General features: G+C 74.8%; 18 protein-coding genes. 10 read left to right on the forward strand and 8 right to left on the reverse strand.

The genetic code is table 11. The features are described from left to right. Positions 1-200 precede the first annotated feature (200 nt). Positions 201-1,292 (reverse strand): hypothetical protein, encoded by a 1,092-nt coding sequence (locus ACIGW4_RS27180; RefSeq protein WP_399583333.1) that lies wholly within the window; start codon positions 1,290-1,292, stop codon positions 201-203. A 134-nt stretch (positions 1,293-1,426) separates the two neighbouring features. Here ACIGW4_RS27180 and ACIGW4_RS27185 point away from each other — a divergent pair, with 134 nt between their 5' ends. The 6 genes from ACIGW4_RS27185 to ACIGW4_RS27210 all read left to right on the forward strand — a co-directional run bounded on the left by ACIGW4_RS27185 (position 1,427) and on the right by ACIGW4_RS27210 (position 11,749). Beyond that, positions 1,427-2,875 carry a peptidoglycan D,D-transpeptidase FtsI family protein gene (locus ACIGW4_RS27185; protein WP_398711500.1) on the forward strand — a complete coding sequence of 483 codons (1,449 nt, stop codon included), beginning with the start codon at positions 1,427-1,429 and terminating at the stop codon, positions 2,873-2,875. Positions 2,876-3,022: 147 nt separating this feature from the next. Continuing rightward, complete coding sequence (locus ACIGW4_RS27190; RefSeq protein ID WP_123457246.1) at positions 3,023-3,406, forward strand: hypothetical protein; 384 nt, start codon at positions 3,023-3,025, stop codon at positions 3,404-3,406. 145 nt (positions 3,407-3,551) lie between these two features. Further along, positions 3,552-4,736 (forward strand): MFS transporter, encoded by a 1,185-nt coding sequence (locus ACIGW4_RS27195; RefSeq protein WP_399583336.1) that lies wholly within the window; start codon positions 3,552-3,554, stop codon positions 4,734-4,736. Positions 4,737-5,431: 695 nt separating this feature from the next. After that, entirely contained in the window at positions 5,432-7,498 is a 2,067-nt protein-coding gene (locus tag ACIGW4_RS27200; RefSeq protein ID WP_359589345.1) for a SpoIIE family protein phosphatase, read from the forward strand. After that, positions 7,495-10,296 (forward strand): SpoIIE family protein phosphatase, encoded by a 2,802-nt coding sequence (locus tag ACIGW4_RS27205; protein WP_398711504.1) that lies wholly within the window; start codon positions 7,495-7,497, stop codon positions 10,294-10,296. Before ACIGW4_RS27200 ends, ACIGW4_RS27205 begins: the two co-directional genes overlap by 4 nt. A gap of 250 nt (positions 10,297-10,546) precedes the next feature. Beyond that, a complete protein-coding gene (locus ACIGW4_RS27210; RefSeq protein WP_399583339.1) occupies positions 10,547-11,749 on the forward strand; it encodes an amidohydrolase in 1,203 nt (400 codons plus the stop codon). 53 nt (positions 11,750-11,802) lie between these two features. Here the strand turns inward: ACIGW4_RS27210 and ACIGW4_RS27215 are convergent, their stop codons facing one another. Both ACIGW4_RS27215 and ACIGW4_RS27220 read right to left on the reverse strand, forming a co-directional pair. Then, complete coding sequence (locus ACIGW4_RS27215) at positions 11,803-13,260, reverse strand: APC family permease (protein WP_399583340.1); 1,458 nt, start codon at positions 13,258-13,260, stop codon at positions 11,803-11,805. Then, positions 13,257-14,573 carry an amidohydrolase gene (locus ACIGW4_RS27220; RefSeq protein WP_398711510.1) on the reverse strand — a complete coding sequence of 439 codons (1,317 nt, stop codon included), beginning with the start codon at positions 14,571-14,573 and terminating at the stop codon, positions 13,257-13,259. Before ACIGW4_RS27220 ends, ACIGW4_RS27215 begins: the two co-directional genes overlap by 4 nt. A gap of 217 nt (positions 14,574-14,790) precedes the next feature. Between ACIGW4_RS27220 and ACIGW4_RS27225 the strand changes: the two genes are divergently transcribed. Further along, positions 14,791-15,495, forward strand: a complete 705-nt coding sequence (locus tag ACIGW4_RS27225) for a GntR family transcriptional regulator (protein ID WP_123451093.1) — start codon at positions 14,791-14,793, stop codon at positions 15,493-15,495. Positions 15,496-15,748: 253 nt separating this feature from the next. Here ACIGW4_RS27225 and ACIGW4_RS27230 read toward each other — a convergent pair whose 3' ends face one another. Then, the gene (locus ACIGW4_RS27230; RefSeq protein ID WP_399583343.1) at positions 15,749-16,681 is read right to left on the reverse strand and encodes a 5-dehydro-4-deoxyglucarate dehydratase; all 933 of its coding nucleotides are present in this window, start codon (positions 16,679-16,681) and stop codon (positions 15,749-15,751) included. 228 nt (positions 16,682-16,909) lie between these two features. Here ACIGW4_RS27230 and ACIGW4_RS27235 point away from each other — a divergent pair, with 228 nt between their 5' ends. Continuing rightward, positions 16,910-17,719 (forward strand): NAD-dependent epimerase/dehydratase family protein, encoded by an 810-nt coding sequence (locus ACIGW4_RS27235; protein ID WP_399583421.1) that lies wholly within the window; start codon positions 16,910-16,912, stop codon positions 17,717-17,719. Between the two features lie 234 nt (positions 17,720-17,953). Here ACIGW4_RS27235 and ACIGW4_RS27240 read toward each other — a convergent pair whose 3' ends face one another. After that, on the reverse strand, positions 17,954-18,958 hold the full coding sequence (locus ACIGW4_RS27240; RefSeq protein ID WP_398711513.1) for an AraC family transcriptional regulator: 1,005 nt from the start codon (positions 18,956-18,958) through the stop codon (positions 17,954-17,956). Positions 18,959-19,013: 55 nt separating this feature from the next. On the opposite strand from ACIGW4_RS27240, the gene ACIGW4_RS27245 reads away from it, so the two are divergent. Together ACIGW4_RS27245 and ACIGW4_RS27250 are read left to right on the forward strand one after the other, a co-directional pair. After that, positions 19,014-19,253, forward strand: a complete 240-nt coding sequence (locus ACIGW4_RS27245; protein ID WP_123457250.1) for a hypothetical protein — start codon at positions 19,014-19,016, stop codon at positions 19,251-19,253. A 36-nt stretch (positions 19,254-19,289) separates the two neighbouring features. Continuing rightward, entirely contained in the window at positions 19,290-20,543 is a 1,254-nt protein-coding gene (locus tag ACIGW4_RS27250; protein WP_185094499.1) for a TerD family protein, read from the forward strand. A gap of 18 nt (positions 20,544-20,561) precedes the next feature. Here ACIGW4_RS27250 and ACIGW4_RS27255 read toward each other — a convergent pair whose 3' ends face one another. The 3 genes from ACIGW4_RS27255 to ACIGW4_RS27265 form a co-directional block, all read right to left on the reverse strand. Then, positions 20,562-21,578 carry a 1-aminocyclopropane-1-carboxylate deaminase gene (locus tag ACIGW4_RS27255; RefSeq protein WP_123451099.1) on the reverse strand — a complete coding sequence of 339 codons (1,017 nt, stop codon included), beginning with the start codon at positions 21,576-21,578 and terminating at the stop codon, positions 20,562-20,564. 98 nt (positions 21,579-21,676) lie between these two features. After that, positions 21,677-22,378 carry a GntR family transcriptional regulator gene (locus ACIGW4_RS27260; RefSeq protein WP_123451101.1) on the reverse strand — a complete coding sequence of 234 codons (702 nt, stop codon included), beginning with the start codon at positions 22,376-22,378 and terminating at the stop codon, positions 21,677-21,679. 63 nt (positions 22,379-22,441) lie between these two features. Next, positions 22,442-23,866 (reverse strand): alkaline phosphatase PhoX, encoded by a 1,425-nt coding sequence (locus ACIGW4_RS27265; RefSeq protein WP_123451103.1) that lies wholly within the window; start codon positions 23,864-23,866, stop codon positions 22,442-22,444. Between the last annotated feature and the right edge of the window lie 152 nt (positions 23,867-24,018).

A 24,018-nucleotide genomic window follows, 5' to 3' on the forward strand; every position in this document is an offset into this window, starting at 1 on the left:
GGTGCGGGTTCAGGCGCGGGACGCGGAGGCGCCGCTGAAGGGCGCCGTCCCGTGTGCCCACCCGTCCCGCCCCAGCGGGACGATTGCCCACACGGGGGTGGGCAGGGGGCACCGCCCCGCCGGGCGCGGGTCCCGCGCGGGCGCGGGGGCGGCGGGGGTGGCCCGCATGAGGGTGCCGCCCCGCCTGGGCGGGGTTCGGGCTACGAGCGCGTGGCGGTTCCGCAGCCGGTGCGGGTCTCGTCGATCGGCCCGGTCCGGTCGTACGGGTCGACCTCCTCGCCGCCCCCGCCACCGGCACCGGCACTGCCACCCCCGCCGAACTCCGGCCGGAAATAGCCCGTGGCGCCGCCGCAGCCGCCGTTCGTCATGTCGGTCTTGTAGGACAGGAGGCTGAAGGTCCCCTCCTCGGTGATCACCTTCGACGGGTCGTCCCAGCTCATCACCGTCTCCCGCCGCACGATGACCCGCACGACCTCGTCGCCGCCGCCGGCCGGCGCGACCGGGTAGACGTACGTGACGTCGGCGGTCACCTCCAGGGCCCCGCGCCGCCCCTCCCGGTAGGAGATCCGGCCGCGGGTCTTCACCACGTCCCCGACCGGGCGCGCCTGCGCGGGGTCGAAGCGGCTGAAGAGCAGCAGCGGGTCGTGCTCCTCGTCGGGTGCGCGCAGCGAGGTCGTCACGTAGGCCGTGACGTCCTTCTGGTGCGGGTTCATCAGGGCGATCGCCTTCTCCGGGCGTGCGCCGCGCAGCACCGCCGGGTCCAGGCCGGACCCGGCGAGGAAGTCGCGGCTCCGTGCGAGGGCGCGCTCCACCTCCGCCTTCGTCATCCAGCCGGTCGCCCGGGCGGCGGGCACGTGGATGCCGGCCGTGCCGTTCGCCCAGCGTGCCGCCGGGGAGCCCCGGAAGGGCTCGTCGAGGGTGGGCCGCCCGCCGGGCTCCGCGGGAGGCGCCTGCTCCGGTCGCCCCGTCTCCTGCACGAGGGGCTTTCCGGCCCGGTCCCCGTCGCCGGACCCGGCGATGAGGCCGCCCGGGTCCAGGGCCACGGCGAGTAGCACCAGCGAGGCCGCGAACCCCGCCACGTACCAGCCCTTCCTGCTGCGGCGGCGCGGCGGCGTGTGCGCGCGCCACGGCGCCGGTTCCGCGCGCCCGGCCCGCGGCCGGCCCGCGGCCTCGCGGTCCGCCGCCGACGGTTCCTTCGGGGCGTCCCCCGCCCCGTCGGCCGAGGTCCGCAGGAACTCCTCCCACACCTCGTCCGGCACGGACGAACCGTCCTTCTCCCCGCTCGCGCCCATGTCGTCGCTCTCCCCCCGTGCGCCTCCGGCATCCCCAGGCCCCATGATCACACGGTGCTCGGACATGAAGGTTCGCTGAGAAACGGGACACATCCGGAACGTCCGCAACCGGTCCGTTCGTCCCCACCAGTGCGATGAACAAGACGATCAGGAACACGTCGGTCTTCGTCCTGCTCCTGGTGCTCGCCCTGCTCGGGCGGGCCACCTGGGTGCAGGCGTACGAAGGCAAGGCGCTCGCGGACGACTCGAAGAACCGGCGGAAGACCATCGCGCAGTACGCGCAGCCGCTCGGGAACATCGTCGTGGCCGGCTCCCCGGTCACCGGCTCGAAGAGGACGGAGGGATCGGACCTCGCGTACAAGCGCACGTACACGGACGGCGAGCTGTACGCGGCGGTCACCGGCTTCAGTTCGCAGGCCTACGGCGCCACCCAGCTGGAGGGCATCTACTCCCACGTCCTCGACGGCACCGACGACCGGCTGAAGAACCCCCTGGACGCCGTCACCCGCAAGCAGCAGGCGCCGGGCACGGTCGTGACCACCATCGACCCGGACGTGCAGAAGGCCGCCTACCGGGCGCTCGGGAACAAGAAGGGCGCCGCCGTCGCCGTCGACCCGGCGACCGGCCGGATCCTCGCCATGGTCTCCACCCCGTCCTACGACCCGTCGAAGATCTCCGGGACGAACGACGGCGACGTCTGGAAGGAGCTGTCCGCCGACGAGGACAAGCCGCTGGTGAACCGCGCGATCCGGCAGCCGCTCCCGCCCGGCTCCACCTTCAAGCTGGTCGTGGCGGCCGCCGCCCTGGAGGACGGCCTGTACGGCTCCGTGGACACGGCGACGGAGAGCCCCGACCCGTACACCCTGCCGGGCACCCGGACCGTGCTGAGGAACGAGAACGCCTCCGCGCCCTGCGAGAACGCCACGATCCGCACCGCGCTCCGCTACTCCTGCAACAACGTCTTCGGCAAGATGGCCGCCGACCTGGGGCAGGACAAGGTGAGGGCGATGGCGGAGAAGTTCGGCTTCAACGACGCCGAGCTGGACGTCCCGGTCCGCGCCTACGCGAGCGTGTACCCGTCCGGCATGGACAGGGCGCAGACGGCGCTCACCGGCATCGGCCAGTTCGACGTGACCGCCACCCCGCTGCAGATGGCCATGGTGTCGGCCGCGATCGCGAACGACGGTCTGCTCGCCGCCCCGCACATGGTCTCGGAGGTCGTCGACTCCGACGGCGACGCGCTGACCTCGTTCGAGGACGGAGACACCCGGCGGATCGTCTCCTCCTCGACGGCCGAGCAGCTGCGCAGCGCGATGGTGACCGTCGTGGAGAAGGGCACCGGCACCAACGCGGCCGTGGACGGCGCCGAGGTCGGCGGCAAGACCGGCACCGCGCAGCACGGCGAGAACAACAGCAAGACGCCGTACGCCTGGTTCACCTCCTACGCGAAGGACGCCTCGACCGGGAAGCAGGTCGCCGTCGCGGTGATGATCGAGGACTCGGGCGCCGCCCGCTCCGAGGTCAGCGGCAACGGCCTGGCGGCCCCGGTGGCGCGGAAGATGATGGAGGCGGCGCTGAAGTGACGTGGAGCGGGGTCCGATTGGCCGTCGCGCCCCGCCGCACGGTATGCAGGGTCACGCTCCCGTCGAGCACGCATTCGATGCGCTGACCCTGCTCTCGTCCCACGGAGGACCGCCGTGCGCCTGCCCCGTTCCCTGTCCGGCTGGACCATGGCGGTCTTCGGCGTCCTCGCCGCCGCCCTGGGGGTGGTGGGCCTGGTCGCCCCGGACGCCCTGCTCACCGTCATGGGCTTCGAGCCGGTGCCCGAGGGGGGCCGCGCGGACGGGGACCACACCCTGGTCTTCCTGACGGCCTCCTCGATGGCCGCGCTCAACATGGGCGTGTACTACGTGCTCGCCGCGCTCGCCGACTGGAAGCCGTTCTTCCGGTGGACGGTCCCCTTCCGGCTCCTGACCTGTGCCGTCTTCACCCTGGCGGTCGTCACCGGCCGCGCCCCGGCCGGCTTCGTCGGCGTGGGCCTGTGGGAGGGGCTCGGCGCGGTGGTGACGGGGGTCGCGCTGCGGTACGAGAAGCGGGCGGTCGCGCATGCGTGAGCCGGCGGTCCGCGCCGGAGGACGACGACCGGAGGACGACGGGCTGTGCGCGGCGGCGCGTAGGGCACCGCGCGCCGTCTCCGGGGGAACGATCTAGGGCAACTGACCGATCCGGTCGGCCCGCCTCAGGCGACAGCCTTCGCCCATGCGTTGGTCTCTGTATCTGACAGGTGTCGTCGTGTCCGGATTCGGCACGACGGCGATGTGGCTGGTCTCCGGGATCTGGGTCAAGTCCCTCACGGGCTCGGACAGTCTGGCGGCCCTGGCCTCCTTCGCCCTCTGGGCGCCCGTGCTCGCCGGGCCGCTGCTCGGCACGCTCGCCGACCGGGTGCGGCGCAGACCGCTCCTGGTCGTCCTGAACCTGGCGATGGCGGTCCTGCTGCCGCTCCTGCTGTGGGTGGAGTCGGCGGACCGGGTGTGGCTGCTCTTCGCGGTCCTCGTGCTGTACGGGGCGCAGGGCTCCGTCCACGACGCCGCGGAGCAGGCCCTGGTCGCGACGGTCGTGGACGAGAAGCGGCTCGGCACGTTCAACGGGCTGCGGATGACGGCGAACGAGTCCATGAAGCTGATCGCCCCGCTGGTCGCGGCGGGCCTCTTCGCCCGGTACGGGGGCGGGCCCGTCGCCCTCCTGGACGCGGCGAGCTTCGCGGTCGCGGCGGGCGTCTTCGCGCTGATGCCGGTCCGGGAGGCGCGGCCCACCCGGCCGGAGACCCGGAGCTGGTGGCGCGAGACGGCCGAGGGGGTGCGGCTCCTGCGGGCCTCGCCGGTGCTGCGGCCGCTGGTGGCGACCGGCGCGTTCACGATGCTGCTCGCCGGGGTGAACGGGGCCGCGATCTACGCCGTCGTCGACGAGGGGCTTGGGCACGCGCCCGCGTACGCCGGGGTGCTGTACGCGGTCCAGGGCGTCGGCTCGGTCCTCGCGGGCCTGGTCACGGGCCCCCTGCTGCGCCGGATCCCCGAGCGGGCCCTCGCCGCCGCGGGGCTCGCGCTGTTCGCGGTGGCGGTGGGCGTACGGGGAGCACTGCCGTACGAGGCGGTGGCCCTGGCGGCGAGCGCGGTGATCGGGCTCGGCCTGCCGTGGGTCCTGGTCGCGGTGATGACGGCCGTCCAGCGGGAGGCTCCGGCGGAGGCGGTGGGCCGGATGGCGGCGACCGCGAACACCCTGGTCATGGCCCCGAACGCGCTGGCCATCGCGCTGGGCGCGGGGCTGGTCGCGGTGACGGCCCCCCACGTGCTGCTCCCGCTGGTCGCGGTGGCGGGGGTGGTGTGGGCCCTCGGTTTCGCGACACGCGCCCTCCGCGAGCCGACCCCTGTCCCACCCACCTCCTGACCACCCCTACCACGCGGGACCCGCGTCCTGCGGGGTGGCGCCCCCGTATGTGAGGCCCGCGCCCTGCCGAACGGCGCCCCCCGTATGTGGGGCCCACGCTCTGCGGGACGGCACCCCCGTCCTGCCCGTGCGGTCCGCGCCCGCGCCTGCCTGGACGGCTCCCTCCCGTCCGGGCGGGCCCGCGCCCACCGGGGCGGCTCCCACCCGCCCGTATGGGCTCGCGCCCTGCGGGGCGGCTCCCCGCTGCCCGTGTGGGCAATCGTCCCGCTGGGCGGGACGGGTGGGCACACGGGACGGCGCCCTTAGCGGCGCCTCCGCGTCCCGCGCCTGGACCCGCACCGAAAGCGGCAGTGCACACAGGGTGCGGGTCCAGGCGCAGCAGCCTCTGGCGCCGGCAGGGCACGGGTCCGTTGTGCCCACCCGTTCCGCCCCGGCGGAACGATTGCCCACAACGGGGGCGGCGGGGGCACCGCCCGGCAGGCGCGCCTACAACGGCGGGCGCGGGGGTGGGCACCGTCCCGCGGGCACGCGCCCACAACGGCGGGGGCGCCGCGCCGGCGGGCGGGCCCGCGGCGGGGGCCGTCTCGGGGGTGGGGGTCGCCGGAACGGGGTATCGGCTCGTCGGGTTCGCGGTGCGGCGCAGCCGGGCGGCGTGGAGCATGGAGACAGGCGCGGCGCGGCGGGAGGAGGGCAGTGTGACGGCCGGTTCCTTCCCGGGGACGACGGGGCGGGTCGGGGTGCCCCTCGACGGCAAGGGGCTCCTCGACGTGCTCGGGGTCGCGGCGGTCGTCGTGGACGCCCGTGGCCGGATCGTGCTGTGGAGCCCGCAGGCGGAGAACCTCTTCGGGTTCCGCGCCGACGAGGCCCTCGGCCGCTACGTGGCCCGGCTGATCGTCGGCGAGGAGAACCGGGAGGAGGCGATGCGCCTCTTCGGCGAGGTGCTGCACGGCGGCACGTCCTGGGCGGGCACCTTTCCCGTACGGCACAAGGACGGATCCGTCCGCCGGGTGGAGTTCCGCAACATGCGGCTCACCGACGACCTGGGCGACCTGTACGCGTTGGGGATCGCCGCCGACGGCGCCGCCGTCGAGCGGATCGAGACCGAGCTGGCGCTCTCCGACCGGCTGGTGTCCCAGTCGCCGATCGGCCTCGCCGTCCTCGACACCGACCTGCGCTACGTCCTGGTGAACCCGGCCCTGGAACGGATCAACGGCATTCCGGCGGCGGAACACCTCGGCCGGCGGATCGGCGACATGCTCCCGCAGGTCGACGCCGAGGCGCTGGAGGCGGCGCTGCGCACGGTGCTGGCCTCGGGGGCGCCCGTGCTCGACCACCAGATGGTGGGCCGGACCCCGGCGGACCCGGAGCAGGAGCACATCTGGTCCCTCTCCTTCTATCGCCTGGAGGGGGCGGACGGGCGCGTCCAGGGCGTCGCGTCCTCGGTGATCGACGTGACCGAGCGGCACCGCGCGGACGCGGACGCCGACCGGTCCCGGCGGCGGCTCGCGCTCATCGCGGACGCCTCGGCGCGGGTGGGCACCACCCTGGAGGTGGAACGGACGGCCGACGAGCTGGCCTCGGTGGTGGTGCCGGAGCTCGCGGACATCGCCGCGGTCGACGTCCTCGACTCCGTCCTGGCGCTGCGCAGGCCCGGCGCGCCCGAGGAGGGGCCCGAGCTGTTCCGCGCGCTCGCGGTGAAGGCGGGGAGCCGCACGGAGGCGCTGCCGGCGGCGGACCCGCCGGGGGAGGTCGCGATGTACGGGGCGGACCGGCTGGTCACCCGGTGCGTGCACACCGGTCTGCCGGTCCTGGTGGAGCACGTGGGCCCCGGCGACCTGTCGCGGATCGCGCGGAGCCCCGAGGCCGCGGAGCTGCTGGCGCGGGCGGGAGTCCATTCGTATCTGGCGGTGCCGCTGATCGCGCGCGGCGAGGTGCTGGGCGCGCTGGACCTCAAGCGGGACCGCAACGCGCTGCCCTTCGACGGGGACGACGTCCTGCTCGCGACGGAGCTGGCGGCGCGCGCGGCCGTCAGCATCGACAACGCCCGCTGGTACCAGAGCGTGCGGAACTCGGCGGTGACGCTCCAGCGGAGCCTGCTGCCGGGGGCGCCGCCGGCGCGGACGGGCCTGGAGGTCGCCGCCCGCTACCAGCCGGCGCACGCGTCGAGCGAGGTCGGCGGCGACTGGTACGACGTGATCGCGCTGCCCGACGACAAGACGGCGCTCGTCGTCGGGGACGTGATGGGCAGCGGGATCGACGCGGCGGCGACGATGGGCCGGCTGCGGACGGCGACCTGCGCGTTCGCGGACCTGGATCTGTCCCCGGCGCAGGTCCTGCGGCATCTGGACCGGATCACGGCGGGCCTGGAGCACTACATCGCGACCTGTCTCTTCGCCGTGCACGATCCGGTGCGGCAGCGGTGCCGGATCGCGAACGCGGGCCATCTGCCGCCCGTCCGGGTCCCGGCGGACGGTCCGGCCGAGCTGGTGCGGCTCTCCACGGGGGTGCCCCTGGGCGTCGGCGGCGGCACCTTCCGCACGGCCCGGGTGCCGTTCCGGCCCGGGGACCGTCTGGTGCTCTACACGGACGGTCTGATCGAGACCCGTCACGAGGCGATCGACGAGCGGCTCGATCTGCTCGTACACCTCCTCGACGAGGACCGCGGGCCGCTGGAGGAGACCTGTGACCGGCTCCTGCGGGCGCTGCGCCGGCCGGGCGCGCCGGACGACGTGGCGCTCCTGATCGCCAGGAGCACGGGATGACGGCGCGGTACCGGGACAGGGGGCGGGGACGGGCCCACGCCCGGGAGAAGGGGGAGAAGGGGCGGGTCGGGAACCGTGCCACGGGGCTGCGGAGCGTCGCCGGGCAGGTGTTCGCCCTGGAGGCGCTGATCGCCCTCCTCGTGATCGCGGTGGCGGCGTTCGTGACGTTCCACCAGGAGCGGCGGGACACCGAGCGGGACGCCCGGATCCGTTCGCTCGCGGTCGCGGAGGCCTTCGCCCACGCGCCCGGCATCGACAAGGCGCTGACCTCGCCCGATCCGACGGCGCAGTTGCAGAGCCGGGCGGAGGCGACCCGGCGGGCCACGGGCGTGGACTTCATAGCGGTCCTGAGCCCCTCCGGGGTGCGGTACACCGACTCGCAGCCGGAGCTGATCGGCAAGAAGGCGACCGGGGACCTCTCGCGGGCGACGGTGGACGGCGAGTCGTACACGGAGCTGTTCCGGGGCGCGCCCAACGACGCCGTGCGGGCCGTGGTCCCGGTGGTGGACGAGAAGGGGAGGATCGTCGGCCTGGTCAGCAGCGGCATCGAGGTGGAGAGCATCTCGCACTCGGTGCAGGACCGGCTGCCGCTGCTCCTCGGCGCGGCGGGCGGCGCCCTGGTGGCGGCCGTGGGCGGGGCGGCCCTGGTGAGCCGGCGGCTGCGGCGGCAGACGCACGGTCTGGGGCCGGCGGAGATGACCCGGATGAAGGAGCATCACGAGGCGGTGCTGCACGCGGTCCGGGAAGGGGTGCTGATCGTGGGCGCCGACCACCGGCTGCTGCTCGCCAACGACGAGGCGCGCCGGCTGCTCGGCCTCTCGGCGGAGGCGGAGCGGTTGCCGGTCTCGGAGCTCGGCCTCGATCCGCGGACGGTCGAGCTCCTGGAGTCGGGGCGGTCGGCGACGGACGAGGTGCACCGGGCGGGCGACCGGCTCCTCGCGGTGAGCGTGCGGCCGACGCTGCCGGACGGCGGCGGGTCGGGCAGTGTGATGACGATGCGGGACACCACCGAGCTGGCGGCCGTGACCGGCCGGGCGGCGGTGGCCCGCGGCCGTCTGCAGCTGCTGTACGAGGCGGGGGTGCGGATCGGGACGACGCTGGAGGTCGTACGGACGGCGGAGGAGCTGGCGGAGGTGGCGGTGCCCCGGTTCGCGGACTTCGCGACGGTGGAGCTGCTCGAACCGGTGCTGCGCGGGGAGGAGCCCCCCGCGGCCTCGGCCGCGTCCACGGAGATGCGGCGGACGGCGCTGAGCGGGCTGCGGCCCGACCAGCCGCTCCAGCCGGTCGGCGACACCGTCCACTTCCACGTCCGCAGCACCCCGATGGCGAAGGCCCTGCACGCGGGGCACGCGGTGGTGGAGCCGGAGCTGGCGGCGGCGGAGGGCTGGCGGGCGCAGGACCCGGAGGGTGCGGCACAGGCCCTGGCGTACGGGATGCATTCGCTGCTCACGGTGCCGCTGCTCGCCCGCGGGGTGGTCCTGGGGATGGCCAACTTCTGGCGGGCGGACACCCCGGAGCCGTTCGGGGAGGACGACCTGTCGTTCGCGGAGGAGCTGGCGGCGCGGGCGGCGGTCGCGATCGACAACGCGCGCCGGTTCACGCGGGAGCACGCGATGGCGGTGACGCTGCAGCGGAGCCTGCTGCCCCGGGTGCTGCCGGACCAGAGCGCGGTGGAGGTGGCGTACCGGTACCTGCCGGCGAAGGCCGGGGTGGGCGGTGACTGGTTCGACGTGATCCCGCTGCCGGGGGCGCGGGTGGCGCTCGTGGTGGGGGACGTGGTGGGGCACGGGCTGCACGCGGCGGCGACCATGGGGCGGCTGCGGACGGCGGTGCACAACTTCTCGACCCTGGACGTGCCGCCGGACGAGCTGCTCGGCCATCTCGACGAGCTGACGGGCCGGATCGAGGACGGGGACGGCGAGGGCACGGGCGGCGAGGCGCGGCGGCGGGACGAGGGCATCACCGGCGCGACCTGTCTGTACGCGATCTACGATCCGGCGTCCGGGCTCTGCACGGTGGCGAGCGCGGGCCATCCCGGTCCGGCGCTCGTCGCTCCCGACGGGCGGGTCGAATTCCCCGAGTTGTCGCCGGGGCTGCCGCTGGGACTCGGCCTGGGCGACGTGCCCTTCGAGTCGACGGAGCTGTGGCTGCCGGAGGGCAGCAAGCTGGTGCTGTTCACGGACGGGCTCCTGGAGGACCACGGGCGGGACCTGGACGCGGGGCTCGCGCTGCTGCGGACGACGCTCGCCCGGCCGGACCGGAGCCCGGAGGAGACCTGTGCGGACGTGCTCGCGACGCTCCTCTCGCCGATGCAGCGGGACGACATCGCGCTGCTCGTGGCGGAGACCCGGCTGCTCGCCCGGGACCGGATCGCCGAGTGGGAGGTGCCCCGGGACCCGTCGGCGGTGTCGCCGGTACGGAACGCGGCGGCGGCGAAGCTGTCGGAGTGGGGGCTCGACGGGCTGGCTTTCACGGCGGAGCTGATCCTCAGCGAGCTGATCACGAACGCGGTGCGGTACGGGGCCGATCCGGTGCGCGTACGGCTCCTCCACGACCGGACGCTGATCTGCGAGGTCTCGGACGGCAGCAGCACCTCGCCGCACCTGCGGCACGCGGCGACGACGGACGAGGGCGGACGCGGGCTGTACCTGGTCGCCCAGTACGCGGAACGCTGGGGCACGCGCTACGCCCGCCGCGGCAAGACGATCTGGGCGGAACTGCGGGTGGGCGCGGACGGCTCGGAACCGGCCCCGATGCCCGTCCCGGACCTGGACGCGCTGGAGGACCTGGCCTGGTGAGCCGCCCCGTTCGCGGGCGATCGTTCCGCCGGGGCGGTGCCCTCCGCCGCCCCCGTCGCGGGCGGTCGTTCCGCTGGGGCAAGGGGATCCCCCCTGCTCGAGCGAAGCCGAGAGCTCGGGGGAGGGTGGCACAACGGACCCGCGCCCTGCCGGCGCCCGAGGCTCATGCGCCCCGGCCCGCACCGCCACACATGGTATACCAAATGGAACGTCAGCTGCCCCGTACCGAGATCGCACCCGAGGAGACCCCGTGCCCCGGCCGCCCCGCACCGCCACCCTCTTCCACGACGTCCGCCCCTTCGGCGGCCCGCCCCGCGACCTGATCGCCGTGGACGGCGGACTCGTGTCCGAGGTCCCGGAGGGAGCGGCCGTCGAGCGGGTCGACGGCCACGGCCGACTCGCGCTGCCGACCCTGGTCGACGCGCACATCCACCCCGACAAGACCTCCTGGGGCGAGCCCTGGCACAGCCGCCGCCCCGCGCACGGCATCGCCGAGTACGTCGCCGGTGACGTGGAGCTGGCCCGCGCCCTGCCGACCCCGGTCGCCGAGCGGGCGCTGCGCCTGATGTCGCACGCCGCCGCCCAGGGCACCCGCGCGATGCGGGCCCACGCGGACGTGGCCCCGGCGTACGGGCTCTCGGGGATCGAGGGGGTCGCCGAGGCGGCCCGGAAGCTCGCCGGGATCGTCGACGTCGAGCTGGTCGCCTTCCCGCAGCACGGGGTGGTGCGGACGCCGGGGGTGACCGAACTCCTGGCGGAGGCCGCCGCGAGCGGGCTCGTCACCCACATCGGCGGCATCGACCCGGCCGGCTTCGACGCGGACGGCGACCACGAGGGCGATCAGCTCGGCACGGTCTTCGGGCTCGCCGAGAAGCACGGGCTCGGGCTCGACGTCCACCTCCACGACCGGGGCGAGCAGGGCCTCGCGCCGCTGCGGGACATCGCGGCCCGCACGCGCGCGCTGGGGCTCCAGGGGCGGGTGAACGTGGGGCACGCCTTCGCGGTCGCGGCCCTCTCGGACCGTGAACTCGACGAGGTGGCGGACCTCCTGGCGGAGTCCGGCGTCTCGCTCACGACGGTCGCCCTCTCCGCGACGACGATCCTGCCGTTCCGGCGGCTCGCCGAGCGCGGGGTGCCGGTCGGTCTCGGCTCGGACGGGGTCCGGGACAGCTGGAGCCCGTTCGGGAACGCGGACATGCTGCACCGGTCCTGGCTCGCCGCCTGGGCCCTGGACGCGCGGCTCGACGAGGAGCTGGAGGGCTGCTTCCGCCTCGCGGCGGACGGTGGCGCGGAGCTCCTGGGCCTCCCGAGGGCCGACCTCCGCCCCGGCTCCCCCGCCGACTTCATGCTCGTCGACGGCGAGTGCCTGCCGCAGGCGGTGGTGGACCTGCCCCGCCGTGACCTGGTGGTCCGCGCGGGCCGGGTGGTGGCACGGGACGGCCGCCTGGTCTGAGGCGTACGGGCACGGGCCCGTGCGGGCCCCCGCCCCCGTACCCGTACCCCGCCTCAGTCCCGTTCCACGTCCACCGTCGTGAGCGAGGCGTACCGCTCGGGGTCGGTGCGCCGGATGCGCAGGGCCACGAGCAGCCCGGCCGCGAGGACCACCGGGAGCGGCACCAGGAGGGCCGTGTTCACGGCGCCGGTGCGGCCGGTGAGCAGGTCGAAGTGGACCACGGCCAGAACGGTGAGCAGGGCCAGGCCGGCGCAGGAGACGAGCGGCGCCCAGACGACCCGGGCGGCCGAGAGGCCCATGCGGTCGCGCCGGAAGTAGGCCCAGACGGCGAGCGCGGCGAGGGCCTGCATGCCCATGATGCCGAGGACGCCGACGCTGTTGGTCCACAGGAAGACCTCGCCGTACGGGTCGGCGGCGAGGAGTGCCCCGGCGCCGACGACGGCCAGGTTGAAGCCGGTCTGCGCGACGACGGCCCCGCCGGGCGAGCCGTGCTTCCCGGAGACCGCGCCGAGGCGGCGGGGCAGCAGGCCCTCGCGGCCGAGGGCGTACAGGTAGCGGGCTCCGGCGTTGTGGAAGGCGAGCGCGGCGGCGAAGGCGCTGACGACGATGAGGCCGTGCATGGCGTCCGCCAGCCAGGGTCCCGCGTACAGTTCGGCGGCCCGGAAGGTGAGTTCGGGTCCGTCGGCGGCGCGGGCCAGTTCCACGGCCTCGTCGGTGCCGAAGGCGCCCATGACCAGCCAGCAGCCGAGGGAGTAGAAGACGGCGAGGAAGCCGATCGCGATGAAGGTGGCGCGGGGCACGGTCCGCTGCGGTTCGCGGACCTCCTCGGCGAAGATCGCGGTGGCCTCGAAGCCGGTGAAGGCGCCGATGACCAGGACGAACATGCCCGCGACGCCGCCCGCGGCGAGCGTGGAGGGCGCGAAGGACGCGGCGTCGAGGGCGGCGGTGCCGCGCTCGCCGAGGATGCCGCCGTCCATGACGACGAGCGAGAGGACCTCCAGGACCAGGGCGACGCCGAGGACCTTGGCGCTGAGCGTGACCTTCAGCCACCCGAGGACGCCGACGGCGAGGACGCAGAGCCCGGAGAGCAGCCACCAGGGCACGTCGGCGCCGGTGGCGTCGCGGACCGATCCGGCGGCGAAGTAGCCGAAGGCGGCGGCGACGCCGGGGGTGACGAGGTTGTACGAGACGACGGCGACGTAGGCGGTGCCGACGCCGAGGGTACGGCCGAGGCCTCGGGCGACGTACGCGTAGAAGGCGCCGGCGTTGCGGACGTGCAGGCTCATCGCGGTGAACCCGGCGGCGAAGAGGGCCAGCAGGGCGCCGGAGACGAGGTAGGCGAGCGGGGCGCCGGGGCCGCCGATGCCGATGGCGAAGGGGGCGACGCCGGCGAGGACGGTGAGCGGCGCGGCGGCGGCCACGACGAAGAGGACGAGGTCGAAGGTGCCGATCCGGCCGGCGGCGAGCTTCCCCGCCGGTTCTCTCACGGGGGTGGCGGTGTCGGTGCTCACGCGGTTCCTCCGGCAGGCGGGACGGGCGCCGACGGGACGAGCGGCGACGGGACGGGCGACGACGAGAGGGGTGACGACAGGACCGGTGCCGACGGGACGAGCGTGGGGTGGGCGTCGTCGGCGAAGGGGCCGACGACCAGGCCCGCGTGGAGCACGAGGAGCCGGCGGGGGTGGGCGGCGACGGCCTCGGGGACGGAGCCGGCGGCGACAGCGACGAGGTCGGCGCGGGCGCCGGGGGCGAGGCCGTAGTCGGTGAGGCCGAGCGCGGCGGCGGCCTCGCCGGTGACGAGGGAGGCGGCGACGGACAGTTCGGGGTCGGTCATGAGGCCGGTCCTGAGGCCGATGATCGTGGCGCGTTCGAGCATGTCGGCGGTGCCGTAGGGCCACCAGGTGTCGCGGACGTTGTCGGAGCCCGCGAAGACCCGGACGCCGTGCTCGCGCAGTCGGAGGACGGGCGGCACGGGGCCGCTCGGACCGTTGGTCATGATCGCGACCCCGGCGGCGGCGAGGGCGGTGGCGGTGCGTTCGAGTTCGGCGTCGTCGACGTCGCCGAGGGCGTAGGCGTGGCTGACGGCGACCCGGCCGCCGAGGCCGAGGGCGGCGGTGCGGGCGGCGATGTCCCGCAGCTGGGCGGTGCCGGTCTCGCCGCCGTCGTGGAGGTGCAGGTCGACGCCCTTGCCGTGGCGCTCGGCGAGGCCGAAGACGGTGTCGAGCTGACCGGCGGCGTCGCCGTCGAAGCCCACGGGGTCGAGGCCGCCGACGAGGTCGGCGCCGTCGGCGAGGGCGGCGTCGAGGAGTTCGGCGACGCCGGGCGCGGTGACGACCCCGGACTGCGGGAAGGCGACGAGCTGGATGCCGAGCCGGTCGCGGAACTCCTCGCGGACGTCGAGGAGGGCGTGCAGGTGGTCGAGGCCCGCGTCGGGGTCGACGTCGACGTGGGAGCGGACGTGTCCGGTGCCGAGGGCGACCATGCGGCGGGCGAGGGCGGCGGCCCGTTCGGCGACGGGCACCTCCTCGGTGCGGCGGGAGTCGCGCTCGGCGGCGATCTGCTCCCGCAGCGTGGCGGTGGCCCGGTGCGGGCGCCAGGGGGCGCCGAGGAGGGTCTTGTCGAGGTGGGCGTGGCCGTCGACGAGGGCGGGCAGCAGCAGCGCGCCGCCGAGGTGGAGCGCGCCGGGCGGGACGGGGCGGTCCGGGACGTGCGGCTCGACGGCGCTCACCCGGCCCTCCCGGAGGTGGACGTCGGCGGTGCGGCCGTCGGGGAGGGTGGCCCCGAGGAGGGCGGTGGGCCCGGGCGGGGCGGAGGCCTCGCTCATGGTGTCTCCTTCGCGAAGTACGGACGAGTCGCAGGGGCGCGCGCCGCGATGCCCCTGGTGATCGCGGCGCGGCGCCAAGGTAGCTGGTATACCGAATACCAGGCAATGGTGTGCGGCCCCCCACTTCGGAACCTCCGCGGGCCGGTCTGCAGCCACGGACCGGTCTGCGAAGATCGGGGAAGCACCGTCCGCGCACCTCCCGACTGGAGCCCTCCCGATGACCACCCCCCGCCCCGCCGCCCGCAGCACCGCCATCGGGGACACCCACCAGTCCCTGCGGGAGCGGGTGTACGTGGAGCTGCGCGAGCGGATCATCGAGGGCGACTACCCGGCGGGGCTGCGGCTCGTGGAGCGGGAGATCGCCGACGAGCTGCGGGTCTCCCGGGTGCCGGTGCGCGAGGCGATGCAGCGCCTGGAGTCGGAGGGCTTCCTCTCGGTGCAGCCGCGCCGGGGCTCGGTGGTGGCCGAGTTCGGGCCGCGGGACGCCGAGTACCTCTTCGACGTGCGGGAGAACCTGGAGGGCCTGGCCGCACGGCTCGCCGCCCGGCACGCGACCCCCGCCGGCCTGCGGGACCTGGAGCGGCTCCTGGCACGGGCGCGGAGGGCGGCGGAGTCCGGGCGGCTGCGCGAGGCCGTCTCGCTCAACGCCGACTTCCACCGCCACGTCGTCGAACTCTCCGGGAACCCGCTCCTGGTGGACCTGATGGCCCCGCTCGACTCCCGGCTGCGCCGCCTCTTCCGGCTCACCTCGGCGCAGGCGGACGGCGAGCCGATGTGCGGGGCGCACGAGCGGCTCTACGAGGCGGTCCGCGACCGCGACGAGGACGGCGCGGAGGCCCTGGCCCGCGCGCACGTCGCCGACACCCGCGCCTCGACCCAGCGCCTCCTCGCGGCCCTGCCGGACGCCGGGGACCCGGCCTGACCGTCCGGGCCCCGGGGGCCCGGCGGATCAGGGCCCGGGTGGAGTGGTGGGCGGCGGCGAGGGTGACCTGCGCGAGGCCGAGCCGGCGAGGAGCCCGGGCGCGGCGGGGCCGCCGTCGACGCCCCGGGGGCAGAGGAAGGCTCCGGCCCTCACGCACCGGCCGCCTCGGGAAAACCTCCGGCCCTCACGCGCCGGCCGCCTCGGGAAAACCTCCGGCCCCCCTGCCCCGGCCCCTCCCCCAGGACCGCGTTCCTCACGCCCCGGCCCCCTTCAGGAGGGCCCGGCCGCGTTCGACGAGCCGCATGAGCGCGTCGACGTGCTCGGGCGCCGGTTCGCTCAGCGGCGGCCGCACTTCGCCCACGTCCTGGCCGCTCCTGCGCACGGCCGCCTTGACGAGCGAGACGGCGTATCCCCGGCCCTGGGAGCGGAGTTCGACGAGGGGCCGGTAGAAGCCGTCGACGAGCAGGTCCAGGGTGGCGTCGTCGCCGGAGACGAGGGCCCGGTGGTAGGCGAGGGCGAGATCGGGGGCAAAGCAGAAGACGGCGGAGGAGTAGAGGGTGACGCCGATGCCCCGGTAGGCGGCGCCGGTGAGTTCGGCGGTGGGCAGGCCGTTGAAGTAGAGCAGGTCGAGGCCCTCGGCGCGGACGGCGCTGACGATCCGCTGCATGAGGCCGAGGTCGCCGAGGCCGTCCTTGAGGCCGATGACGCCGTCGGTGCGGGCGAGGGCGACGGCTGTGTCGGGGGTGAGGACCGCGTTGTCCCGCTGGTAGACGATGACGTCGAGCGAGGTGGCGGCGGCGAGCCGGGCGTAGTGGCGGAGCAGTCCGGCCTGGTCGGGGACGACGAGGTAGGGGGGCATGGCGAGGAGTCCGTCGGCGCCGGCCCGTTCGGCGAGGCGCGCGTAGTGGACGGCGAGCGCGGTGCCGTAGCCGGCGCCGGCGACGACGGGGACGCGGCCGGCGGTCTCCTCGACGGCGGCGGCGACGCAGTCCCGGAACTCCTCGGGGGTGAGGGCGTGGAACTCGCCGGTGCCGCAGCAGGCGAACACGGCCGCGGCGCCGGCGTCGACTCCGGCGCGGACGTGGGCGCGGAAGGCGGCGAGGTCGACGGAGCCGTCGGGTGCGAAGGCGGTGACGGGGAAGAACAGCAGGCCGTCGAGGCGGTCGGCGAGCGGGGCGGTGGTCACGGGCGCTCCCAGGGAAGTCCGTCGTGCACAGTCATGACCTTCACACCTACGCATGAACGCCGACCCGACGCACGCCGGAGCAGCGCCGATCGGCCTGTCAAGGCGATTGCGCGGCTCCGTCAAGGAGCTTGACGCTCCGTCGGGCGACTTCTTAGCGTGTCCACGGTTGTGAACACCGCTCAGGTGAACGCCCTGCGCGAACGCCACCCGACGGAGGAGAACCGCTCCATGGCCGCACCCCGCACCGTCCTGCTCACCGGCGCCGCCGGGGGCGTCGGCACGCTGATGCGGGAGCTGCTGCCCCCGTACGGCCACGAGCTCCGCCTCCTGGACGTCGCCCCCGTGCCGGACGCGCCGGACGCGGTCGTCGCCGACCTCGCGGACCGCGCGGCGCTGCGCGAGGCGGTCCGGGGCGTCGACGCGATCGTGCACCTGGCGGGCATCTCCCTGGAGGACGACTTCGAGAAGATCATGGCCGCCAACATCGCCGGGACGTACAACCTCTACGAGGCCGCCCGCGAGGAGGGCGTCCGGCGCGTGGTCTTCGCCTCCAGCAACCACGCCGTCGGCTTCACCCGGCGCCCGCGCGAGGGCGAGCCGCCGCTCCCGGTCGGCGTCCCGCACCGGCCCGACACCTTCTACGGCCTCTCCAAGTGCTTCGGCGAGGACCTGGCCCAGCTCTACTGGGACCTGCACGGGATCGAGACCGTCTCCCTGCGCATCGGCTCCTGCTTCCCGGAGCCCACCTCGGTGCGGATGCTCTCGATCTGGCTCAGCCCCGCCGACTGCGCCCGCCTCCTGCACGCGGCGCTCACCGCCGAGGACGTGGCCCACACGGTCGTGTACGGCTCGTCCGCCAACACGCGCGCGTGGTGGGACCTCTCCACGGCGCGGGCGCTCGGCTACGCGCCGGAGGACGACTCGGAGGCCTACGCGGAGAAGGTCCTCGCCGAGAAGGGCCCCCTGGCCGAGGGCAGCCCCGAAGACCTCTACGTGGGCGGCCACTTCTGCACGGACCCGCCCCGCCGACCGCACTGACCAGGGGTGCGCGGGCCCGGGGCCGCACCGCCCGGGGGCCACACGGGACCCGGCCGGACTGATACGGGGGAGACCGGCCGGGGCCCGGGCGTCGGTGCGCCGACGCACCTGACCAGCTCACCGTAGGCCCGGCCGAAGATCATCGCGAGCCGCGGAACGCGACCCCTGTCCGGATTGCGCGGCGGGTCGGTGCACCGGAAGCACGCACGCGCGCGGACGCGCCCCCTTCCCCGCTCAGCGGCCCGCGCGGAGCGTCCGGGACGGCGTCTCGCCGAACCTCTCCCGGTAGCGGGCCGCGAACCGGCCCTGATGGGTGAAGCCCCAGCGCCAGGCCACCTCGCTCACGCTCACCTCGTCCGGCGCGGCCGCCCGCAGCTCCTCGCGGACCCGGTCGAGCCGGACCTCCCGCACGTACGCCATCGGCGACATCCCCACGTACTCCCGGAAGGACTCCTGCAGCCGCCGCACGCTGACGCGACCCAGGGCGGCGAGTTCGGTGGTCGTGAACGGATGCTCGGGGCGCTCCCGCACCGCGTCCATGGCCCGCTTGACCGGGGCCGGCCGGCGCGCCTCCCCCGGATGGGCGAGCGCCTCCCGCCACGGGTGCTCGGCGGCGAGGAGCAACCCGTTCAGCAGCGCCTCCTGCAGGGGCCCGGCGACCAGCTCGTGCGTGGCGAGCCCCTCCCCGGCGAGCGCCTCGGCGGCGACCTGGCGGGCGAAGCGCACCCAGCTCAGACCGGGGCCGCGGGTGATGTCCAGGTGGGGCGCGAAGGCGAGCGGGCCGCGCGGCGGGCGCCCCGTCAGCCGTTCGAGGCGGTCGCGCAGTTCGGCCGCGCCGATCTTCACGGACAGGGTCCGGCAGTCCCCGCTCCAGCGGTCGAGGAAGGTGTCCCCGGCCGGGTCGAGGAGCAGCGCCTCGGCGGGCGTGGCGACGATCCGGGAGCCGCCGCCCTGGCGCATCTCCATCGTCCCGCTCAGCGGCGCGTTGAGGTGGTACGCGCCGAGCTCGCCGAAGCTCATGCGCACGTCGGCGCCGCAACTGAGGTCGCCGATGACCAGCGGGCCGAGCGACACGGTGTCGAAACGGGCCGCGAAGGGGCGCCGCTCGCCGTCGACGACGGCCATGCGGTTGGCGTAGTAGCGCGCGTCGAGCTCCTCACGCGCCTCGTCCACGTCCTCCGTCCGGAACGAGTTCCCGCCCGCCACCCCCGCGCCGTCCGCGGCCCCCACTGCTCCCATGGACCGAAAGAATATTCATATGACGGATCTGACCGGGAACGGCAGGATGCCCGGCATGCCACGACCCCATGGATTCGCCTACGAGCGGCGCCGCGACGGCTCCGTCGTCCTCACCCACCAGGGACGCGCCGCGGGCGTGCTGCGCGGCGGGCGCGCCGAGAAGTTCCTCGTGGAGGTGGAGACGGGTGACGCGCAGCTGGTGATGGCCCGCTGGACGGGCTCGTACCGCTTCGGGAACGAGCGGCGGGCCAGGAGCCACCCTCGTAACCAGGGTGGCCGAACCGGTGGCCGGTAAGGGAACGGCAAAGGGGGCCGGATCGTTACCCCTGGCATGACCGCTATGACCCCCGGCTCGAACATCCCTCTCACCGCCGCGCGCGTGGCGGTGGACGTGGCCGCTCCCGTGCGGCTCGACGTCTCGGGCCTGCTGCTCGGCGCCAACGGCAAGGTGCGCTCGGACGACGACTTCATCTTCTACAACCAGCCGACCGGACCCGGTGTCACCTACCGCTCCGGCGGCGGGACCGCGCCGGACGCGATCCTGGTGGACACCGGCGCCCTCCCGGCCGGCATCGAGAGGATCGTCGTCACGGCGAGTCCGGACGCCGCGGGCCAGACCTTCCAGGGCATCGAGCCGACGGCCACCATCCGGAACGCGGACGACGGCGCCGTGATCGCCACGTTCACGCCGCCGCGGCTGGCCACGGAGACGGCGCTGGTGGTCGTCGAGATCTATCTGCGCAACGGCGCCTGGAAGGCCCGCGCGGTGGGCCAGGGGTACGCGAACGGGCTGGCCGGCATCGCGACCGACTTCGGCGTCTCGGTGGACGACGAGCCCGCCGCCTCTCAGGCCCCGGCCCCCGCCGCTCCGGCGCCCGTCGCGCCCGCGCCCGTCGCCCCGGCCCCCGTCGCCCCGCCGGTGCCGCCCGCGCCGCCCGCCGCGCCGGTGGACCCGCGCGTCGCGGCCCCGGTCCCGCCCGCCCCGGCCGCCGCCCCCGTCTCCACCGGCAAGATCAACCTCGACAAGGGCCGGGTCAGCCTCCAGAAGAACCAGACGGTGTCCCTGGTCAAGGGCGGCCGCCCGCTGCTCTCCCAGGTCAGGATGGGCCTCGGCTGGGAGCCCGCCTACCGGGGCAAGGACATCGACCTGGACGCCTCCGTCATCGCGTACGGTCCGCAGCGCAACCACCTGGACAGCTGCTACTTCGGCAAGCTGTCCATCCTGAACGGCTCGATCAAGCACTCCGGCGACAACCTCACCGGCGAGGGCGCGGGCGACGACGAGGTGATCACCGTCGACCTCGGCCGCCTCCCGGCCGACGCCACCGGCCTGGTCTTCACGGTCAACTCCTTCTCGGGCCAGAAGTTCACCGAGGTCGCCAAGGCCTACTGCCGGCTCATCGACGGGACGACGGGCGAGGAGCTGGTCCGCTTCGACCTGACCACCGCCGAGCCGCAGACCGGCGTGATGATGGCCAAGCTGATCAAGCAGTTCTCCGGCGAGTGGGAGATGACGGCGATGGGCGAGTTCGTGAAGTCGCGGACCGTCCGGGGCATGGTGACGCCGGCCGCCCAGGCGCTCTGAGCGGCCGGGTCCCCCGGGTCAGAACAGCGCGCTGTAGGCGTTGAGGGCGGGCTGGCCGCCGAGGTGGGCGTAGAGCACGGTCGAGTCCCGGCCGATCTCTCCCCGGTCCACCAGATCGACCAGCCCCGCCATCGACTTCCCCTCGTAGACGGGGTCGGTGACCATGCCCTCGGTGCGGGCGGCGAGCCGCATCGCGTCGAGGGTGGTCTCGTCCGGGACGCCGTACACCCCGGCGTGGTAGCGCTCGTCGAGCTCGACGTCGGCCGCCGTCACCTCGCGCTCGACACCGATGAGGGCCGCGGTGTTCCGGGCGATCCGGGTGATCTGCTCGCGCGTCGGGGCGGGCTTGGCGGAGGCGTCGATCCCGATGATCCGCCGGGCCGGGCCGCCCTCCTCGGCGAGCGCGGCGAAGCCCGCGACCATGCCGGCCTGGGTGGAGCCGGTCACCGAGCAGACGACGACCGTGTCGAAGAAGACGCCGAGCTCGCGCTCCTGCTCGGCCACCTCGTAGGCCCAGTTGGCGAAGCCGAGACCGCCGAGGCGGTGGTCGGAGGCGCCCGCCGGGATCGCGTACGGCTTTCCGCCGCCCTCCTCGACCTCGCGCAGGGCCTGCTCCCAGCTCTCCTTGAAGCCGATGCCGAAGCCGGCCCTCACCAGGCGCACGTCGGCGCCCGCGAGGCGGCTGATCAGGATGTTCCCGACCTTGTCGTAGACGGAGTCGGGCCAGTCGACCCAGCTCTCCTGGACGAGGACGCAACCGAGGCCGGCGCGGGCGGCGACGGCGGCGACCTGGCGGGTGTGGTTGGACTGGACCCCGCCGATGGAGACGAGGGTGTCGCAGCCCTGGGCGAGCGCGTCGGCGACCAGGTACTCCAGCTTGCGGGTCTTGTTCCCGCCGTACGCCACGCCGGAGTTGCAGTCCTCGCGCTTGGCCCAGAGGGTGGCGCCGCCGAGGTGGTGCGTCAGCCGTTCGAGGGGGTGGACCGGGGAGGGCCCGAAGAGGAGCGGGTAACGGTCGAAGTCGGTGATCGGCAAAGCGGCTCCCGGTGGATGCGACGACGGTCGGCGGTCCTGGACGCGCTGGGGCCCTGGGGCCTGTCCGGCCGTACCCGACGGGAATGGCCGGACAGGCCCTACGGGACCGAGGACTCCGCGGGCGCGGGGATGCCGGTCACCTCGGCCACCTCGATGGCGTCGTCCGCGAGCTGCTCGAGCGCGGCCCAGATCTCCGTGGTGACCCGCACCGCCTCCTCCACGTCCCCCGCCGCGCACGCCTCGATGAGCCGGGCGTGCAGTTCGGCCGATCCGCAGCTCCCGGCGTCGCCGAAGAGACGCCGCTCGACACGGCGGATCAGGGGGGTGTACCGCGCGATCGTGGCGGCGGCGGCGTGGTTGCCGCTGGCGACGACGAGGACCTGGTGGAGCTCGTCGTCGGCGTCCAGGGCGGCCTCCACGTCGGAGGCGCGGACGGCCGCCGCGAAGCGCTCGTTGGCCTCGCGCATGGTCCGGATGCCCTCGGGGCCGAGCAGCGGCACCCCGGTCCTGGCGGCGAGTTCGTGCATCACCCGCACCACCGAGGCGGCGTCCCGGACGACCCGGCTGACCGGCCGGGTGACCCGGGTGTAGCTCTGCGGCTTGGACTCGACGAGACCCTCGTCGCCGAGCCGGGCCAGGGCCTCGCGCACGGGTGCGCGCGAGAGCCCGAGCCGTTCGGCGAGATCGGCGTCCTTCAGCGAGGCGCCGGGCGCGAGGTCGCCGCGGACGATGGCCTCGCGCAGCGCCTCGTACGCCCTGTCACGCAGCAGGGTCCGGCCCACGGGCCTCAGTGCGTCCATGGGCTGACATGTTAAATGTCGGCCCAGGGCGCTGACCAGAGATCATTTCCGGGCTCGGCCTCCTCAGCGGCGGGGCTGGCGGCGCCAGGGACCGGTGATCGCGACCATGATGCCCGGCGTCTGGATGTTGGCGAACAGCGTGTCGCCGTCGGGCGAGAAGACGACACCGGTGAACTCGCTGTCGTTGAGGTCGTTGCGGGCGATGGGGTAGGTGCGGCCCGAGTCGGTCGCGCCGAAGAGGTGCTGGACGCCCTCGCCGTCCTCGGCGATGACGAGCCCGCCGTACGGGGAGACGGTGATGTTGTCGGGGCCGTCGAAGGCGCCGTCCTGCTCCGGGGCCGCGTTCACGCCGAGCAGCACCTTGAGGGTGAGGGTGCGGCGCTTCGGGTCGTAGAACCAGACCTGGCCGTCGTGCGCGGCGCCGGGGCTCTCCTCGCGCGCGTAGGAGGAGACGACGTAGGCGCCGCCGTCGGCCCACCACATGCCCTCCAGCTTGCGGGCGCGGGTGACCTGGCCGTCCGTGAACTGCTTGCGGACGGGGGTGGTGCGGGCGTCGCGGTCGGGGACGTCGACCCAGTCGACGCCGTAGACGGTGCCGATCCGGGTGGCCCGGGACAGGTCGTCCACGAACCGGCCGGAGGAGTCGATGCACTTGAAGGCCTGGAGCACGCCGGCGTCGTCGGCGAGGGTACGGAGCTTCCCGCGGCCGTGCTCGAAGCCCTGCGGCGGGACCCAGCGGAAGAGCAGCCCATTGGGGCCGGAGGCGTCCTCGGTCAGGTAGGCGTGGCCGTGCCTGGGGTCGACGACGACGGCCTCGTGGGCGTAGCGGCCGAAGGCCTTGATCGGCTTCGGGGCGAGGTTGGCCCGGCGGTCGTGCGGGTCGACCTCGAAGACGTAGCCGTGGTCCTTGGTCATGCCGTTCTTGCCGGCCAGGTCCTCGGTCTCCTCGCCGGTCAGCCAGGTGCCCCAGGCGGTGCGGCCGCCCGCGCAGTTGGTGGAGGTGCCGGCGAGGCCGACCCACTCGGCGACGGTGCCGTCGCGGTGCACCTCGACGACCGTGCAGCCGCCGGCCGCGGCCGGGTCGTAGACGAGCCCCTCGGTGAGCGGGACGGGGTGCTCCCACTTGCTGCGGGGGCCCTTGAGCTCGTGGTTGTTGACGAGGTACGTGGTGCCGCGCGGGCCGTCGAAGGCGGCGGTGCCGTCGTGGTTGGAGGGGGTGAACTCGCCGGATTCGAGGCGCGTCACGCCGCTGTGGGTGACGACGCGGTACGAGAAGCCCTCGGGCAGGGCGAGGATCCCGTCGGGGTCGGCGACCAGCGGGCCGTACCCGAGCGTCCGCCCGTGACCGTGGCCCGCTCCGTACGCCTCCGGCTCGTCGGAGGCGAGCGCCTCGGGGGCGGTGGCGAGGGCGCCGACGGCTCCGGTGAGGGCGAGGCCCGCGCCGGCGACGGCGGACTGCTTGGTGAACTCTCTGCGGTTGAGCGGCATGGTGGTGGGGTCTCCCTGTGATGGCCGGATCTCGCGGGCCACCCTCCCGCGCCCCCGCGAACACCGCCTGAACGCAACGGGAACACCACCGGGCACACTCCCGGGCCCACGCCCGGGACGCCACCGGGCCCCGGGGGCGCCTCCGGGACGCC

Origin of the sequence: Streptomyces sp. NPDC053513 (genome assembly GCF_044544765.1) — a bacterium.
GTDB classification, from domain to species: Bacteria; Actinomycetota; Actinomycetes; order Streptomycetales; family Streptomycetaceae; genus Streptomyces; species Streptomyces litmocidini.